Source organism: Campylobacter sp. JH32 (genome assembly GCF_017846535.1).
Lineage (GTDB): Bacteria > Campylobacterota > Campylobacteria > Campylobacterales > Campylobacteraceae > Campylobacter_D > Campylobacter_D coli.
On sequence record NZ_JAEQBS010000001.1, the window covers coordinates 51151 to 66845 of the forward strand.

Here is a 15695-nt window from a genome sequence, read left to right on the forward strand (position 1 = left end):
TATTTTGCAGGAAAAATCCTGCAAAATATTAAAGATATCCTGCTGCTAAAGCTAAGAAATATCCCGCAACACAAGAACTAATCACACCTATAAGACCTGGTAAAATAAAACTATGATTGATAACAAATTTACCTATATGAGTCGTACCCGATCTATCAAATTGTATAGTCGCTAAGTCACTTGGATAAGTTGGTAAAATATAATACCCATAGCAAGCTGCCGCAAAAGCCACAATCACACCTGGTTCAACACCTATTCCTAAGGCCAAAGGAACAAAAGCTGCAATAGCTGCTGCTTGAGAGTTTACAAATTTTGAAATAAGTAAAAGCATGATTGCATAAGTCCAAGGATAATCTACAACTACATCTCCAAGAGCTTTTTTCATCATAGGAGTATGAACAGCAAACATAGTATCAGCCATCCAAGAAATTCCAAAAACTGCAACAAGAGCTATCATACCGGATTTAAAAATCTCATTTGAGCCGATTTTTTTTACATCTGTTTTAGTAAAGATAATAATCAAAGAACCTGCTAAAAGCATGAACATTTGAATCACTGAAACCATAGATAAAATATCCATTTTAGGATTGCCTAAAGCATCTACTTGAGGAATACCATTTTTTACAACTTGTCCCCAATTTGGGCGTAAAGAATCAAATATACCTAATAAAGCCACTAAAGCAATAGCTCCTAAGAAAATCCACATTGCAATCCAATTGCTTTTTGGAAGTTGAACACCTAAAAGTGTTTTAGAATCACCATAAACATATTTTTTAAATTCAGGATCTTTAAGTTTTTCTTGAAAAACCTCATCTTTATCCAAATCTTTTCCTCTAAACCAAGAAAAAATTCCCACACATAAAACACCAAAAAGCGTACTAGGTATAGTAATTTGAAGAAGATTGATATAGCCATCAAAACCTGCTAATTTATGTTCTGCATTTAAAAGCAAAGCTGTTAAACTCACAACTGCAACAGAAACAGGACTTGCAATAATACCCATTTGTGAAGATATAGAAGCTGCTGCCATAGGGCGTTCTGGACGAATTCCATTTTTAATCGCTATGTCATAAATAATAGGCATAATAGTATAAACCACATGTCCTGTCCCACAAAGTATGGTTAAAAAGCAAGTTACAAAGGGAGCTAAAATGGTTAAGAATTTAGGATTGCGTCTTAAAATTCTTTCAGCTATTTGAAGCATTACATCAAGACCGCCACTTGCTTGTAAAGTCGCACTTGCAACAACCACAGCTAAGATAGTAAGCATTACATCTATAGCGGGCTTTCCAGGTTTTATATGAAAAGCAAAAACAAGCATTAAAATACCTATACCACCGAGTAAGCCAAGAGCTATACCACCTTTTTTTGCACCGTAAAAAAGACAAATTAAAACAATGATGATTTGTATCAAAAACTGAATACTCTCATCTAGACTGGTTAAAAAGTCCATTTTAACTCCTTTTATGGAATAAATTTAAAAATTATTGTGATTATAGCACAATTTTAAATAAAAAAAACATATAGTTAAAATAATATACCAATAAATATTAAAATATACATTAAAATAACATTCATACAAATTCAGTGTATTTTTATATTTTTGATTTGCAAGATTAAAGAAATGATAAATTTAAGCATTATCCTTCAAGTTCGTATAATTTTTTTCTATCCGTTGAACTTGGTATATTTAAGTGTTTGCGATATTTAGTAATAGTGCGTCGTCCTATATCGACTTTAAATTCTTTTTTAATCAACTCTAGGATTTTACTATCACTTAAAGGTTTTGAGCGATTTTCATTTTTAACCAAATTTGCAACAAAATCCTTAACGCCCACATTTGAAGTCTCGCCCTCTTCATCAAGCGCAAAAGCAAAAAAATCACGCAAAGGGATAAGCCCTCTATCACAACTTAGGTATTTATTTGCCACTGCTCTTGAAATAGTTGAAGCATTGCGCTCTAAATCAAGAGCTAAGTCTTTAAAAGTCATAGGTTTAATATCCTTACCCATGAAAAAATCGTATTGGTATTCTACTATCATGAGTCCTATTTTATAAAGCGTTGCTTTTCTCATCATTAAAGCATCAACTAAATTTTTTGCTTCTTTGATGTAGTGATTTAAGTATTCGTGAGTTAAACCATCAGTTTCAATGGAAATTTCAGGATAATAATCATCATTGATTTTTACCTTGATTTCATTATTTTCCCTATAAACAAAGATATCGGGTATAATAACGCGAGAATCTTCAAAATACTCCAAAAAAGGCGGTATGCTAAAACGCTTAAAAATCGCTAATGCTTCCTTATATAAAGGCTCTTTAGTGTAATTTTGTATATTTTCAAAATCCTGAATAAGCATTTTACAAAAATCATAAAGCTCTGCATCAAGTTCTATATTTTCTAGCGCAAATAAAAAAGCTTCTTTATAATCTTTTGCTCCCACTCCCACAGGATCAAGAAATTTAAATCTTGCTCTTATGCGCTCTAATTCATTTATATCATAATCTTTTAAAATTTCTTCATCGTATTCAAAATATCCCTCATGATTTAAACATTCTACGATTTTGCCTGCAAGTTCTTGAGATTTACTTGTAGGAAAAAGAGGGGGTATAATCTGTTCATTAAGAAGTTCATATACGCTTTTTGTAGCAAGACCTTTATTATCCACAAATGCCGAATTTGCGTTGCGTTTATAAAAAGAATCAAAATAATTTTTATTATGCTCGTGTGTTTGAATGGGTTCTTGAACGCTTAAAAAAGGGTTTTCTTCTGCGAATTTGTCTAAATTTTCTTTTAAATCTTCTATATTTGCTTGTAATATAGGCAACCACGAACGCAGAGTTTGAGAAATCTTAGTTTTAGGAGCCTGGGTAGTCTTTTGCCTTAACATCAATCAAGGAGTTTAAACTCCGCTCCTAAATAATATTTTTTAACATCTTTATTATTTGCTATTTCTTCAGCATTTCCGCTTGCAAGTAAAGAGCCTGATCTTATTACATAAGCTCTATCGCAAATTGCTAAAGTTTCGCGAACATTATGATCAGTAATTAAAATTCCAATATCAAGCTTTTTAAGCTCATTGATAAGACTTTGAATTTCAGCCACTGCAATAGGATCCACCCCCGCAAAAGGCTCATCAAGAAGCAAAAATTTAGGCTCACACATCAAAGATCTTGCAATTTCACATCGTCTTCTTTCTCCACCGCTTAAGCTTAAGCCTTTTCTTAAGCGAATAGGTTCTATACTTAAAAGCTCGAGCATTTGCTCCACTTTTTCATGTAAAATTTTCTTATCCTTGTAAAAAATTTGAGCAGCTAAAAGCAAATTATCTTCAACGCTTAAATCCTTAAAAATACTGCTTTCTTGAGGTAAGTAACCTATGCCTAGCCTTGCTCGTTTATTTAAAGGCTCTTTAGTAATATCCAAACCATCTAAAAGCACTTTTCCACTACTTGGAGATATTAGTCCACATATCATATAAAATGTAGTTGTTTTTCCTGCTCCATTAGGCCCTAAAAGTCCCACAACCTCACCACTATTTAATTCTAAGGATATGCCTTGGATAATCTTTGTTTTTTTAATAATTTTTTCTAAATTTACAATTTCTAGTTTACTCATGAATTACATACTTTCTTTTATCATCTTCTACACTGATTTTTATTTCCAAGCTAGGAATTCCAAGTTTTAGCAAAGCTTTTTTTAAATTCTCATCTCCCCATTCAACCAAATGTAAACCCTCTTCAAAAAAATTCTCAAACAAACCATTTTTTAAAAGTCCTTCTAAACCCTCTTGATATATATCATAATGATAAATACATATATCTTGATTTTCATATTTTTGCATGATAGAAAAGGTGGGAGAATCTACTTTCTCATCTAAATTTAAAAAACTAACCCAAGCTTGCACTAGGCTTGTTTTACCACTAGCTAATTCTCCTTGTAATAAAACAACACCTTGTTTTGGTAAAGTTTGAAGCATGGTATTGAGTTCATTTTTAGCTAGAATAAATTCTTTCATAACTTCACCACATATTCACTTTGTGCATTTTTTGGAATATTTTTAGTAGTAGGCAAAGCTAAAACCTTATATTCTTGCGTATAATCAGTAAAATGCAAACTGATAATATCTCCTACCTTAACCTCTTTGCTCGCCTTTACTATCACTCCATTAATCCCCACTACACCACTTCTACACATATCTTCAGAAATAGCTCTTCTTTTAGTAATATTAACCGCATTTAAAAATTTATCTACTCTCATAATGGAATTTTACCAAAAAAATTAAATTTTTGAAACCCATTTTGCTTTGACTAACTTTTCTTCATCAATTTAAAAACTTTTCTTTAATGAATTTTAGATACAATTTGACAATTAAATCAATATTGGCAAAGGATACTCTATGAAAAATGAAGTAAAAAAAGTCGTTTTGGCATATTCTGGCGGACTTGATACAAGTATTATTTTAAAATGGCTTCAAGATGAATACAAATGCGAAGTAGTAACTTTTACAGCAGATATTGGACAGGGCGAAGAGCTCGAACCTGCTAGAAAAAAAGCTCTTTCATTAGGGATTAAAGAAGAAAATGTTTTCATTAAAGATTTAAGAGAAGAATTTGTTAAAGATTATGTATTTCCTATGTTTAGAGCCAATACTATTTATGAGGGTGAATACTTACTTGGAACTAGCATAGCAAGACCTTTGATTGCAAAAACTCAAGCACAAATTGCCCTGCAAACAGGAGCTGATGCGGTAAGTCATGGGGCTACGGGAAAAGGAAATGATCAGGTGCGTTTTGAATTAGGTTATTTAGCCTTTAATCCTGACTTAAAAATCATTGCTCCTTGGCGTGAATGGGATTTAAATAGCCGCGAAAAACTCTTAGCTTATGCGCAAAAACATGGTATTGATATTTCTAAGAAAAAAGGGAAATCTCCTTATTCTATGGATGCAAATTTGCTTCATATTTCTTATGAAGGACTTGTTTTAGAAGATCCTGCACACGCACCTGAAGAGGATATGTGGAGATGGAGTAAAAGTCCAAAAGAAGCACCGAATGAAAGTGAGATTATAGAACTTGATTTTCAAAAGGGAGATTTAGTTGCCATCAATGGAGAGCATTTAAGCCCTGCCGGGCTTTTAAGCAAGCTTAATGAGCTTGGTGCAAAACATGGCATAGGACGCCTTGATATAGTAGAAAATCGCTATGTAGGAATGAAAAGTCGTGGCTGCTATGAAACACCAGGAGGAACTATACTCTTAAAAGCACACCGTGCAATTGAAAGCATCACACTAGATAGAGAAGCTGCGCATTTAAAAGATGAACTTATGCCAAAATATGCAAGTTTGATTTATAATGGTTATTGGTTCTCGCCTGAAAGAATGATGCTTCAAGCTCTAATCGACGAATCTCAAAAACATGCCAATGGTAGAGTAAAACTTGAACTTTACAAAGGTAATGTAATGGTTATAGGCCGAGAAAGTGCTAATGATAGTTTATTTAATGCAGCTTATTGTACCTTTGAAGAAGATGAAGTGTATAATCAAAAAGACGCAGCAGGTTTTATCAAACTGAATGCTTTGCGTTTTATTATTGCAGGAAAAAATGGAAGAAAATTTTAAACAAGGATTAAAAAAATGAAAGTATTATTAATCAAAGATGTTAAAGCTCTTGGAAAAGCAGGTGAAATCAAAGAAGTAAAAGATGGCTATGGTCAAAATTTTCTCATTGCTAAAGGCTTTGCTAAGGCAGCAACAAACGAAGTTTTAAGAAAATATGAAAGTGACAAGAAAAAAGAAGCAGAGAATTTACGCTTCGAACTTGCAAGCTTAGAAAAGCTAAAAGAAGAGCTTAGTAAAGTTACACTTGAAATTTCAAAGCCTGTAGGAGCTAATGGAAGCTTGTTTGGCGGGGTAACTAAAGATGAAATCGCCCATGCTTTAAAAGAGCAAACCCATATAGAAATCGATAAAAAAAGCTTGGAGTGTGATACCCTAAAAAGCCTTGGCACTCATGAAGTCAGCGTTAAGTTAGGTCATGCTATCCACGCAAAATTTAATATAAACATAAAGGCTGAATAATGTTTCATGCAACAACTATTTTAGCTTACAAAGGCAAAAACAAATCCGTAATCGGTGGAGATGGCCAAGTAAGCTTTGGCAATACTGTTTTAAAAGGCAATGCAGTAAAAATAAGAAAACTCAACAACGGCAAAGTTTTAGCAGGTTTTGCAGGATCAACAGCTGATGCTTTTAATCTTTTTGATATGTTTGAAAATCTACTTCAAAGCTCTAAGGGTGATCTTTTAAAAGCAGCGATTGATTTTTCTAAAGAATGGCGAAAGGATAAATATCTAAGAAAACTCGAAGCTATGATGCTAGTACTTGATAGAAATCATATTTTCTTACTTTCAGGCACAGGCGATGTAGTCGAGCCTGAAGATGGACAAATTGCTGCCATAGGAAGCGGTGGAAATTACGCGCTTTCAGCAGCTAGAGCTTTGGCAAAACATGCAAATTTGGATGAAGAAGAACTAGTCAAATCAAGTCTTCAAATCGCGGGCGAAATTTGCATTTATACCAATACCAATATAAAAACTTATGTAATTGAGGATGAAAAATGAATTTAACTCCTAAAGAAATCGTTAAATTTTTAGATGATTATGTCATAGGACAAAAAAAAGCTAAAAAAATTATAGCAATAGCCCTAAGAAACCGCTACCGAAGAATGCAGCTTAGCCCTGAACTCCAAGATGATATAGTACCAAAAAATATCCTTATGATAGGATCAACGGGTGTGGGTAAGACTGAAATTGCAAGGCGTTTGGCTAAGATGATGGGCTTTCCTTTTATTAAAATCGAAGCGAGTAAATACACAGAGGTAGGCTTTGTAGGTCGTGATGTAGAAAGCATGGTAAGAGATCTTGCAAATGCAGCTTTAAATTTGGTAAAAAATGAACAAAGAGAAAAAAATAAAGATAAAATCGATGAATTTATAGAAAATAAAATTTTAGAAAAACTTCTTCCCCCTTTACCTAAAGGCATCAGTGATGAAAAACAAGAAGAATATAAAAATAGCCTTGAAAAAATGAGGACAAAACTTAGAAATGGGGATTTAGATGAAAGCGTGATAGAGATAGAAATTTCACAAAGCATGTTTGATACAAATCCTAATTTACCGCCTGAAATGGGAGCAATGCAAGATATAGTTAAAGTTATAGGCGTTGGCAGTAAAAAAGTCAAAAAAGAAATGAAAATTAAAGATGCTAAAAATGCCCTTAAAAATGAAGCAGCAGAGAAGATTTTAGATCAAGAAAGCATCAAAAGTGAAGCTTTAAAAAGAGCGGAAAATGAAGGAATTATTTTTATAGATGAGATTGATAAAATTGCGGTTTCAAGTGGAAATTCAAATCGCCAAGATCCAAGCAAAGAGGGTGTTCAAAGAGATTTACTTCCTATAGTTGAAGGCTCAAGCGTACAAACAAAGATCGGCACTTTAAAAACCGATCATATCCTTTTTATCGCAGCAGGAGCTTTCCATCTTAGCAAACCAAGCGATTTAATCCCTGAACTTCAAGGTCGTTTTCCTTTAAGAGTAGAGCTAGATAGTCTTGATGATAAAGCACTTTATGAAATTCTAACACGCCCTAAAAATTCACTTTTAAAACAATATGAACAGCTTTTAAAAACTGAGAATTTAGAACTTGAATTTGATGATGAAGCGATTAAAGAGATTGCAAAAATTGCTTCTAAAGCCAATGAAGAAATGCAAGATATAGGTGCTAGACGCTTGCATACAGTTATAGAAAAATTGCTTGAAGATTTAAGCTTTGAAGCAGATGAGTATGCGGGTAAAAAATTCGTAGTTGATAAAAAAATGGTGGAAGAAAAACTTGGAGATATTATAGAAAATAAAGATCTTGCAAGGTATATTTTGTGAAAAGTGGCTTTGTTAGCATCATAGGGCGTACCAATGCGGGAAAAAGCACTTTAATTAATTCCTTGCTAGAAGAAAAAATCGCCCTAGTTTCTCACAAACAAAATGCCACAAGGCGTAAAATCAAAGCTATAGTCATGAATGGTGAAGATCAGATCATCTTTATAGATACACCTGGTCTTCATGAAAGCAAAGCAACGCTTAATCAATTTCTTATCCAAAGCGCTATAAAATCTATGGGTGATTGCGATGTTATCTTGTTTGTTGCTAGTATTTTTGATAGTGTAAAAGATTATGAAAATTTCCTAAGCTTAAACCCTAAAGTTCCTCATATCATCGTTCTTAACAAAGTAGATCTAGCTGATAATGGCACACTTTTAAAAAAACTCAATGAATATGCAAAATTTAGCAAGTATTTTAAAGCTATCTTGCCCTATTCTTGCAAGAAAAAAAACTACCAAAAACCACTGCTAAATGAGTTGTGCAAGCTCTTACCTGAACATGAGTATTTTTATGATAGTGAATTTTTAACACCTAGTTCTCAAAAAGATATTTTTAGAGAATTTATACTTGAAAGTATTTATGAAAATTTAAGCGAAGAATTGCCTTATTCTTGTGAAATTATGATAAAAAATACCAAAGAAACATCCAATCTTTTTATCATTGATGCGCAAATTATCACCGATACAAATTCCCATAAAGCCATGCTTATAGGAAAAGATGGAACGACGCTTAAAAGAATAGGAAAAGATGCGAGATTTAAAATTTCAAAACTCATTCAAAACAAAGTACTCTTAAAGCTTTTTGTCATTGTAAAGAAAAATTGGCAAAAAGATGAAATTTTTCTTAAAAAAATTCTAAATTATGAAGAATAAAGCTCATTTTATAAGTTTTGAAAATCTTATCTACAAACAAAAAAATGGCAATTTTGAAGAAGATGACCTTTTTAAAGAGCTAACAAAAGAATGCGATCTTCAAAATCCTTTTGAATATCAATTGGCTTTTTTAAAACAAGATCAAATTTATCATTGTTTTTTAGCACGGGTTGCAAAACTACCCAAAACTCAATTTTGTTTTCCCCAACCCCTCGTCTTTCAAAGCTTATTTTTGGAAAATAAAATCAAAGAAGAGAATTTTTGTATCTTGGAAATAAAACCGCAAAAAGTATTTTTATGTTTTTACGAGCAAGGTAAATTTAAAACTTTTAAAACACTCGATTTTTGTGATAATATAGAAGAATTTATAAACAAAAGCCGTATTTTAGAGCTTTTACAACACTATGAAAGTAAAATACTGCTAAGCACAAAAGCTCATGAAATTTTCAATCTTATAAGTGCAAAAGCAAAACTTCCTTTTAAAATGATTCAAGAAGATAAAATCGCACTTTCAAAACATAGCATTCACCATCTTGATAAAAATGCTAATTTTATCAAACACTATAAAAAATATCTTCCTTGGTATTTTAAATTTATTTTCTTATTTGCTCTAAGTTTTATAATCAGTATTGTAGTTTTATCATTAATTGACTTTGCGCAATACCAAAATGCCAAAACAACACATATACAAAATGAAATTTCACAAAATAAAATCTATGAAATTCAAGAAAAACAAAGCCAAAAACTTAAGGCCAATATAGAACAACTTCAATTAGAAATTCAAACTCAAAATCTTTTATTAGAAAAATACTCTGAACAATTATCTAAAATTACGCAAAATTTTAAAGCGGATAAAAATACAATTTTGATTTTAACAAAGGCTATTGCATGGCTAAATCATCATTCTTTAAGAATTTCTAATCTCATGATAAATAAAACCCTTATCACTATAAAATTTAGCAACGAAGAGGATTTTAATAAAGCACTTCAATTTACAAGTCCCCAATTTAGTCTTATCTCACAAGATAAATCCTTGCACGAAATCACTTTAAGAGCATTATAATGAATCAAATTGAGCAATTTTTAGAAAATCTAAGTTCTAGGGAGAAAATTTTAATATATCTTACAACCATACTCCTAGCAATATTACTCTCTTTTCATTTTTACCATTCTTACTTAAAAAGCTTTTTTAATCATGAATTTTTCATTCAAAGTAATGATATGGATAAAATAATCACGACAAATCAAGATTTAAACCAACAAATAAAACAACTTGAAAAAGAGCTTGTTTTTATCCAAGATAAAATAAAAAGTTATGAAAACTATCTTAATGTTTTTAATAAAAACCATGAAACATACATTAAAAATTTGCAAAATCTAGCTCTTGAAAATAATCTTTGGATCTCTAATATAGAGTGGTTGCAATCAGAAGAAAATTCTTATCGTAAAATTTCACTCAATATTTTTGGTGATTTTAGTCCAATACTTTCCTTTATGAAACAATTAGAAAATTCAGACTTGCACTATCAAATCCACAAATTTGAAATTGACAATACAACAAGTTTAAATCTTCATTTAAAACTAACGCTTTCTTTTATTTCCCTAGCAAAACTAAAATAAATACTATAGCTTTTTATCTATAAAGGCTATAATGTTATTTTGATAAAAAGATTTATAAAATAATGCAAATTTAAAAGGAAAAAAATGAATATTCGTAAAATAAGAGTTGAAAAAATCAGACAATTTATGATAAAAGAAAAACTTGACGCTTATTTGATACTAAGTGCTGATCCGCATTTAAATGAGTATTTGCCTAGCTTTTATCAAAGCAGAGCTTTTGTAAGTGGCTTTAAGGGCTCTGCTGGAAGCTTAATCATCACTTCTCAAGATGCTTTTTTATGGACAGATGGAAGGTATTGGATTCAAGCACAAAAGGAATTAGAAGGTAGTGGCATACTTTTACAAAAACAAGATGCAAATAATACCTTTTTAAAATGGCTAAAAGAAAATTTAAATGAGGAGCAAAATTTAGGTATAGATTTTTCAGTTTTATCCTTATCTTTACAAAAAGAAATACAAAAAAACTGCAAAGCCGAGCTAAAAAATATCGATTTAATCAGCCTCATTTGGGAAGATCGTCCTGCGTTACCTAAAAATAAGGTTTATGAACATGAATTAGAATATTGCTCCTATTCTAGAAAAGAAAAACTATTATTAGTGCGTGAAAAAATGAACAAACTACAAGCAAAAAATCATCTTATTTCCAGTCTTGATGATATAGCATGGATTACTAATTTAAGAGGAAATGATGTATGCTATAATCCTATATTTTTAAGTCATTTACTAATCTTGGAAGGAAAGGCTTTGCTTTTTATAGATAGGGAAAAAATTGACTTTGAACTTGAAAAAAAATTAAATTTAGATGGAATTTGTCTTAAGGAATATAATAAAATTCAAGATGAGCTTAAAAAACTCCAAAATACAAATTTACTCATTGAGCCTTCAAAAACAACTGCTTTACTCATTGAAATTTTAGATAAAAGCGTTGAAATTTTAGAAGAGATCAATCCTAGCACCCATTTAAAAGCTATCAAGACAGATAAGGAAATCGCACATATACAAAATGCCATGATAGAAGATGGAGTGGCTTTATGTAAATTTTTTACTTGGCTTGAAGAAAATATCAAAAATAATACACAAATCAGCGAGCTTGATATCGATACTAAAATCACTGAATTTAGATCTCAAAGTCCTTATTATATTAGCAATAGTTTTTCTACCATAGCAGGATTTAACGCTAATGCAGCTTTACCGCATTATAAAGCCGAAAAAGAAAGCTTTTCTTATATCCAAAAAAATGGATTATTGCTTATAGATTCGGGTGGGCAATATAAAAATGGCACCACGGATATTACTAGAGTTGTAGCTATAGGTGAGTTAAACGGGGAACAAATTCATGATTATACCCTAGTTTTAAAAGCACACATAGCCATAGCAAGTACTATTTTTCCAAAAGATATTGCCATGCCTTTGCTTGATGCTATCACAAGAGCTCCTTTGTGGCAAGAACAGCTTGATTATACACACGGCACTGGTCATGGGGTGGGTTATTTTTTAAATGTTCACGAAGGTCCGCAAACTCTTTCTTATTTTAGCCCTGTGCTTGAAAAAACAAAGGCTAAAGAAGGTATGTTAACTTCTATAGAACCTGGAATTTATAGAACAGGAAAATGGGGTATTAGGCTTGAAAATTTGGTTGTTAATGCAAAAATAGAAAATCCCAAAAACAAAGATTTTGGTGAATTTTTATATTTTAAACCCTTAACGCTTTGCCCTTTTGAAATCAGTTGTATCGATAAAACCTTATTAGATGCCAAAGAAAAAGCGTGGATTAATACTTATCATAAAGAAGTTTATGAAAAACTCTCTCCTAAGCTTCATGATAATTTAAAAGCTTTAAAATGGCTCAAAGAAAGAACTAAAGCGGTTTAACAAAAAGAAATCTTAGAAAAATAATATTTTTTCTAGTTCTTTTTTGGGCTATTAGCTTTATTTTCTGGTTTAAAATATCCAAGTTCTATCATTTTTTGATAGATCTTTGCTGTAGCAACACCTGAGCTTATCGTTCTTCCACCATGTTCTACTAAAACAGTAACCACATAACGCGGTTTAGAATAAGGTGCATAAGAAGTTACCCAAGCGTGCGATCTTGTATAATATCTAAGTTGCTTTTCATCAACCCTATTTTTATCAGCTTGAGAAAAACCCACCACCTGTGCAGTTCCTGTTTTAGCAGCAACTTTTACTTCTAAATTGCGCAAATAATGATAAGAAGTACCTCCTTGCTCATTAGCAACCGCATACATCGCATCTCTTATATAGGGGAGTTGACTTTTTTCAAAAAGGGTGAAAATTTCATTACTATCTTGCGCTTTATCTTCTGTGATAGTATTGTTATTTTCTACACTTTTTAGAAAGTGAGGTACAACTTCAGCACCTTTTGCAATTTGAGCTGTATATCTAGCAATCTGCATAGGTGTAGCCAAGAAATTTCCTTGCCCTATGGAAGTATTTAAGGTATCACCTTGAAACCAAGCTTGCTTATATCTTTGCATTTTCCATTCTCTACTTGGCAAAATTCCCACAAATTCATTAGGTAAATCCACACCGGTTTTAGCTCCAAAGCCTATGCGTGATAAAGTACGACTTATTTGATCTATACCCACTTGCAAACTTCCATCGTAAAAATAAACATCACAACTTGCTTTTATCGCATGTTTTAAATCTACAGCTCCATGCCCTGCTCTATTCCAACAACGAAAAAATCTCCCGCCAAGCTCTATATTACCATTACAAAAAAATTGGGTTGAGGGATTGATACTTTTTGAATTTAAAAAAGACAAACCAACACCCATTTTAACAACAGAACCTGGAGGATAATATCCATTGATAAGTTTATTTGTAAAAGGATGATCAAGATTATTAGAAAGCTCGTCCCATTCTTTATAAGAAATTCCGGTTACAAAAGGATTTAAATCGTATTCAGGAAAGCTTCCTGCTGCCAAAATAGAACCATCGCTAATATCCATAATAATAGCAGCACCCGCATTACCCTCAAAAAGTTGCGTTAAAAAGCTTTGAAGTTCTATATCTATGGTAAGTTCTATATCATTAGAAAGTGCCGAAGTATAGGAGAGTTGCTCCACTTCTTGATTTAAGGCATTAACCTTATAAATCTTAGTTCCTTTTTCTCCTTGCAAAACATCATTATAATAACGCTCTATCCCACTCTTTCCTGTAAAATTGGTAAGCTTTGAAATTTCATTTTCTTTAATATCTTGCAAATCTGCCTTGCCTACATAGCCTATGATATGCGAAGCTAGTTTTCCAAAAGGATATTTTCTTTGCACTGCAGGATCTATGCGTATGTTTTGATTTAAATTGAGTTCTGAATAATGCTTCATCATTTCTTGCGAAGGTATAAAGTCTATGATTTTAATAAAATCTTGATTATAATAAGAGTCATTCCTCTTATAAAATTCAGCAAGCTTAGTAGTGTTTAAATCAGGAAAAAATCCTTGAAGTTGATTTAATTCTTTTTCTAATACACCTCTATTTGCCCTTTTTAGAGTTAAATAAGGCTTAATAGAAATACTAAAACCCAAATCATTAATCGCCAAAGGAGTGCCATTGCGATCTAAAATTTGTCCGCGAGTTGGGACTATAAATTCAGTTTTTATAGCATTTTGTTTGGCAAGTTCTTCATAATACACATTTGATTTTATACTTAAATAATACACACGGCTTAATAAAAATATAAAAAACAATAATATAAAGCCAACAACCAAACGCATTCTCATTAGAACTTACTCCTATATAACATATAAGCAAACAAACACTCAAACATAATCGATATCATATAGCCAAAATTTGGCATTTTAAACTCTTGATCTCCTACATACGAAAAAATAGCATCTAAAATAAAAATAAAAGCATAAACACAAAGGACAAGTATGATAGGAATAATTTTTCCTATTTTTAAATTTGTTTTAATCCAATCTGCGCAAGTATAATAAAAAATAACAAAGGCAAGCCAAGAAGAAAAGAGAAAAAAATCATAAGTTATATCTGTAAAAAATAAAAAAAATAAAGAAAAATACCACCTAAAATCAAGTTTGTTAAAGGTTTTTTGCCTTTCTTCTAAAAGAAAATACATATAACAAAAAAATACACCGTAAAGCAAAGGCATATAAAGAAAAACAGAGCCTAAAATTTGATATAAGATACACAAAAAACCTAAAAAAACATAACTTCCATTCAGTTTTACCTTATAAGCACTGATAGTTTTTCTCATTTTATAAACCTAAAGTTTGCTTAATAACTTCATGTTCTAAATCATCAAGACCCATTTTGTTTAAATTGGATATTAAAATAGCGTCTTTGAAACTATTTTTAAGTTTAGCTTTTTCACTTTGATTGAGTTTATCGCATTTTGTAAACACTTTTAATACTCTTTGATCAGGTTTTAAAAAACTTTTTAAATACTTGTCCAAATTTAAATCAATATCCAAATTTGTATGTCTTGAATCAATCAAATGCACAAAAAGTTTAATCGAACTTCTTAATTTTAAAAACTCATCTAAATTTTTATTCCATATTTCTTTTAGATTTTTTGAAACTTTCGCATAACCAAAACCGGGTAAATCAATAAAATGGATACTAAATTTATCCTCATCCTTCTTACATAAAACTTCAAAAATATTAATCAATTGCGTTTTTCCAGGTGTAGCAGAACTCTTAGCAAGCTTTTTTTGCTTACATAAAGAATTAATTAAAGAACTTTTCCCCACATTTGATCTTCCTAAAAATGCCACTTCACTAAAATGGGATGCAAAATTTTTATCAAATTTGTCTAAAGAGGTGATAAATTTAGCACTTATTATCATTTTTGCTCTAAATCAAATATAAATCGAGCAGGCTTTTTATCCTTGCTTTCAACACGATAAACATTATTTCTCTTATCTACTATTATCCTATCACCATAAAGCTTTTGATTACTTTCAAGTTCATTAATAAAAGCATTTCCATCAATTTCATAAATATCTTTAGCCACATTATAAATAAATTTATCTCCACTCCCCTTATAAGTTTTTCCCTTTAAAACAATTTTAAAATTAGCATTTTGCACAGCTTCGTAACGCATAGGTTTGCGATTTTTATCTGTATATATAATCACTTTTTCAGCAGTTAAAATATCATCACCTCTTATGATTTCAACATTGCCACTGAGTATGCTTTCACCCTTATTTTCATCCGAATAAAAATTTAAGGCCTTAACCTCTATCTGGCTAGCTAAAGATATACTGATACTCATCAAAAATAAAA

General features: G+C 31.3%; 17 protein-coding genes. 8 read left to right on the forward strand and 9 right to left on the reverse strand.

Annotation, left to right across the window (positions count from 1 at the left end):
* Window positions 1–28 precede the first annotated feature (28 nt).
* From KAR67_RS00260 to KAR67_RS00280, 5 genes are all read right to left on the reverse strand, one after another.
* Window positions 29–1453, reverse strand: coding sequence for an anaerobic C4-dicarboxylate transporter (locus KAR67_RS00260; RefSeq protein WP_002776421.1), 1425 nt, complete (start codon window positions 1451–1453; stop codon window positions 29–31).
* Window positions 1454–1640: 187 nt separating this feature from the next.
* A complete protein-coding gene (locus KAR67_RS00265) occupies window positions 1641–2891 on the reverse strand; it encodes an RNA polymerase factor sigma-54 (RefSeq protein ID WP_002781614.1) in 1251 nt (416 codons plus the stop codon).
* The gene (lptB, locus tag KAR67_RS00270) at window positions 2891–3619 is read right to left on the reverse strand and encodes an LPS export ABC transporter ATP-binding protein (RefSeq protein ID WP_002776419.1); all 729 of its coding nucleotides are present in this window, start codon (window positions 3617–3619) and stop codon (window positions 2891–2893) included. Before lptB ends, KAR67_RS00265 begins: the two co-directional genes overlap by 1 nt.
* Window positions 3612–4019 carry a tRNA (adenosine(37)-N6)-threonylcarbamoyltransferase complex ATPase subunit type 1 TsaE gene (tsaE, locus tag KAR67_RS00275; RefSeq protein WP_002776418.1) on the reverse strand — a complete coding sequence of 136 codons (408 nt, stop codon included), beginning with the start codon at window positions 4017–4019 and terminating at the stop codon, window positions 3612–3614. Before tsaE ends, lptB begins: the two co-directional genes overlap by 8 nt.
* Window positions 4016–4261 (reverse strand): RNA-binding S4 domain-containing protein, encoded by a 246-nt coding sequence (locus tag KAR67_RS00280; protein WP_002776417.1) that lies wholly within the window; start codon window positions 4259–4261, stop codon window positions 4016–4018. The genes tsaE and KAR67_RS00280 overlap by 4 nt, the downstream gene beginning before the upstream one ends.
* Window positions 4262–4400: 139 nt before the next feature.
* Between KAR67_RS00280 and KAR67_RS00285 the strand changes: the two genes are divergently transcribed.
* The 8 genes from KAR67_RS00285 (at window position 4401) to KAR67_RS00320 (ending at window position 12302) form a co-directional block, all read left to right on the forward strand.
* Window positions 4401–5621 (forward strand): argininosuccinate synthase, encoded by a 1221-nt coding sequence (locus KAR67_RS00285; RefSeq protein ID WP_002806695.1) that lies wholly within the window; start codon window positions 4401–4403, stop codon window positions 5619–5621.
* Between the two features lie 15 nt (window positions 5622–5636).
* Window positions 5637–6080, forward strand: a complete 444-nt coding sequence (rplI, locus tag KAR67_RS00290; RefSeq protein WP_002784246.1) for a 50S ribosomal protein L9 — start codon at window positions 5637–5639, stop codon at window positions 6078–6080.
* Entirely contained in the window at window positions 6080–6622 is a 543-nt protein-coding gene (hslV, locus tag KAR67_RS00295) for an ATP-dependent protease subunit HslV (RefSeq protein WP_002776411.1), read from the forward strand. Before rplI ends, hslV begins: the two co-directional genes overlap by 1 nt.
* On the forward strand, window positions 6619–7938 hold the full coding sequence (gene hslU / locus KAR67_RS00300) for an ATP-dependent protease ATPase subunit HslU (RefSeq protein ID WP_002776406.1): 1320 nt from the start codon (window positions 6619–6621) through the stop codon (window positions 7936–7938). Before hslV ends, hslU begins: the two co-directional genes overlap by 4 nt.
* Window positions 7935–8810 (forward strand): GTPase Era, encoded by an 876-nt coding sequence (gene era / locus KAR67_RS00305; protein WP_002776404.1) that lies wholly within the window; start codon window positions 7935–7937, stop codon window positions 8808–8810. The genes hslU and era overlap by 4 nt, the downstream gene beginning before the upstream one ends.
* On the forward strand, window positions 8800–9873 hold the full coding sequence (locus KAR67_RS00310; RefSeq protein WP_002831422.1) for a hypothetical protein: 1074 nt from the start codon (window positions 8800–8802) through the stop codon (window positions 9871–9873). Before era ends, KAR67_RS00310 begins: the two co-directional genes overlap by 11 nt.
* A complete protein-coding gene (locus KAR67_RS00315) occupies window positions 9873–10430 on the forward strand; it encodes a hypothetical protein (protein ID WP_002776400.1) in 558 nt (185 codons plus the stop codon). The genes KAR67_RS00310 and KAR67_RS00315 overlap by 1 nt, the downstream gene beginning before the upstream one ends.
* Before the next feature lie 84 nt (window positions 10431–10514).
* Window positions 10515–12302, forward strand: a complete 1788-nt coding sequence (locus KAR67_RS00320; protein WP_002842793.1) for an aminopeptidase P family protein — start codon at window positions 10515–10517, stop codon at window positions 12300–12302.
* Between the two features lie 32 nt (window positions 12303–12334).
* On the opposite strand, the gene mrdA is transcribed toward KAR67_RS00320, so the two are convergent.
* The 4 genes from mrdA to lptA are packed head-to-tail and all read right to left on the reverse strand — an operon-like array spanning window position 12335 to window position 15684.
* Window positions 12335–14170 (reverse strand): penicillin-binding protein 2, encoded by a 1836-nt coding sequence (mrdA, locus tag KAR67_RS00325; protein WP_060785211.1) that lies wholly within the window; start codon window positions 14168–14170, stop codon window positions 12335–12337.
* Entirely contained in the window at window positions 14170–14664 is a 495-nt protein-coding gene (locus KAR67_RS00330; RefSeq protein ID WP_002784250.1) for a hypothetical protein, read from the reverse strand. Before KAR67_RS00330 ends, mrdA begins: the two co-directional genes overlap by 1 nt.
* A 1-nt stretch (window position 14665) precedes the next feature.
* Window positions 14666–15256, reverse strand: coding sequence for a ribosome biogenesis GTP-binding protein YihA/YsxC (gene yihA, locus KAR67_RS00335; RefSeq protein WP_002781644.1), 591 nt, complete (start codon window positions 15254–15256; stop codon window positions 14666–14668).
* A complete protein-coding gene (lptA, locus tag KAR67_RS00340; RefSeq protein ID WP_002776390.1) occupies window positions 15253–15684 on the reverse strand; it encodes a lipopolysaccharide transport periplasmic protein LptA in 432 nt (143 codons plus the stop codon). The genes yihA and lptA overlap by 4 nt, the downstream gene beginning before the upstream one ends.
* Between the last annotated feature and the right edge of the window lie 11 nt (window positions 15685–15695).

What these genes read in the sequence shown, in the direction of transcription:
- KAR67_RS00260 (WP_002776421.1), bottom strand. Translation starts at nt 1,453, where the DNA reads ATGGACTTTTTAACCAGTCTAGATGAGAGTATTCAGTTTTTGATACAA.
- KAR67_RS00265 (WP_002781614.1), bottom strand. Translation starts at nt 2,891, where the DNA reads ATGTTAAGGCAAAAGACTACCCAGGCTCCTAAAACTAAGATTTCTCAA.
- lptB (WP_002776419.1), bottom strand. Translation starts at nt 3,619, where the DNA reads ATGAGTAAACTAGAAATTGTAAATTTAGAAAAAATTATTAAAAAAACA.
- tsaE (WP_002776418.1), bottom strand. Translation starts at nt 4,019, where the DNA reads ATGAAAGAATTTATTCTAGCTAAAAATGAACTCAATACCATGCTTCAA.
- KAR67_RS00280 (WP_002776417.1), bottom strand. Translation starts at nt 4,261, where the DNA reads ATGAGAGTAGATAAATTTTTAAATGCGGTTAATATTACTAAAAGAAGA.
- KAR67_RS00285 (WP_002806695.1), top strand. Translation starts at nt 4,401, where the DNA reads ATGAAAAATGAAGTAAAAAAAGTCGTTTTGGCATATTCTGGCGGACTT.
- rplI (WP_002784246.1), top strand. Translation starts at nt 5,637, where the DNA reads ATGAAAGTATTATTAATCAAAGATGTTAAAGCTCTTGGAAAAGCAGGT.
- hslV (WP_002776411.1), top strand. Translation starts at nt 6,080, where the DNA reads ATGTTTCATGCAACAACTATTTTAGCTTACAAAGGCAAAAACAAATCC.
- hslU (WP_002776406.1), top strand. Translation starts at nt 6,619, where the DNA reads ATGAATTTAACTCCTAAAGAAATCGTTAAATTTTTAGATGATTATGTC.
- KAR67_RS00310 (WP_002831422.1), top strand. Translation starts at nt 8,800, where the DNA reads ATGAAGAATAAAGCTCATTTTATAAGTTTTGAAAATCTTATCTACAAA.
- KAR67_RS00315 (WP_002776400.1), top strand. Translation starts at nt 9,873, where the DNA reads ATGAATCAAATTGAGCAATTTTTAGAAAATCTAAGTTCTAGGGAGAAA.
- KAR67_RS00320 (WP_002842793.1), top strand. Translation starts at nt 10,515, where the DNA reads ATGAATATTCGTAAAATAAGAGTTGAAAAAATCAGACAATTTATGATA.
- mrdA (WP_060785211.1), bottom strand. Translation starts at nt 14,170, where the DNA reads ATGAGAATGCGTTTGGTTGTTGGCTTTATATTATTGTTTTTTATATTT.
- KAR67_RS00330 (WP_002784250.1), bottom strand. Translation starts at nt 14,664, where the DNA reads ATGAGAAAAACTATCAGTGCTTATAAGGTAAAACTGAATGGAAGTTAT.
- yihA (WP_002781644.1), bottom strand. Translation starts at nt 15,256, where the DNA reads ATGATAATAAGTGCTAAATTTATCACCTCTTTAGACAAATTTGATAAA.
- lptA (WP_002776390.1), bottom strand. Translation starts at nt 15,684, where the DNA reads ATGAGTATCAGTATATCTTTAGCTAGCCAGATAGAGGTTAAGGCCTTA.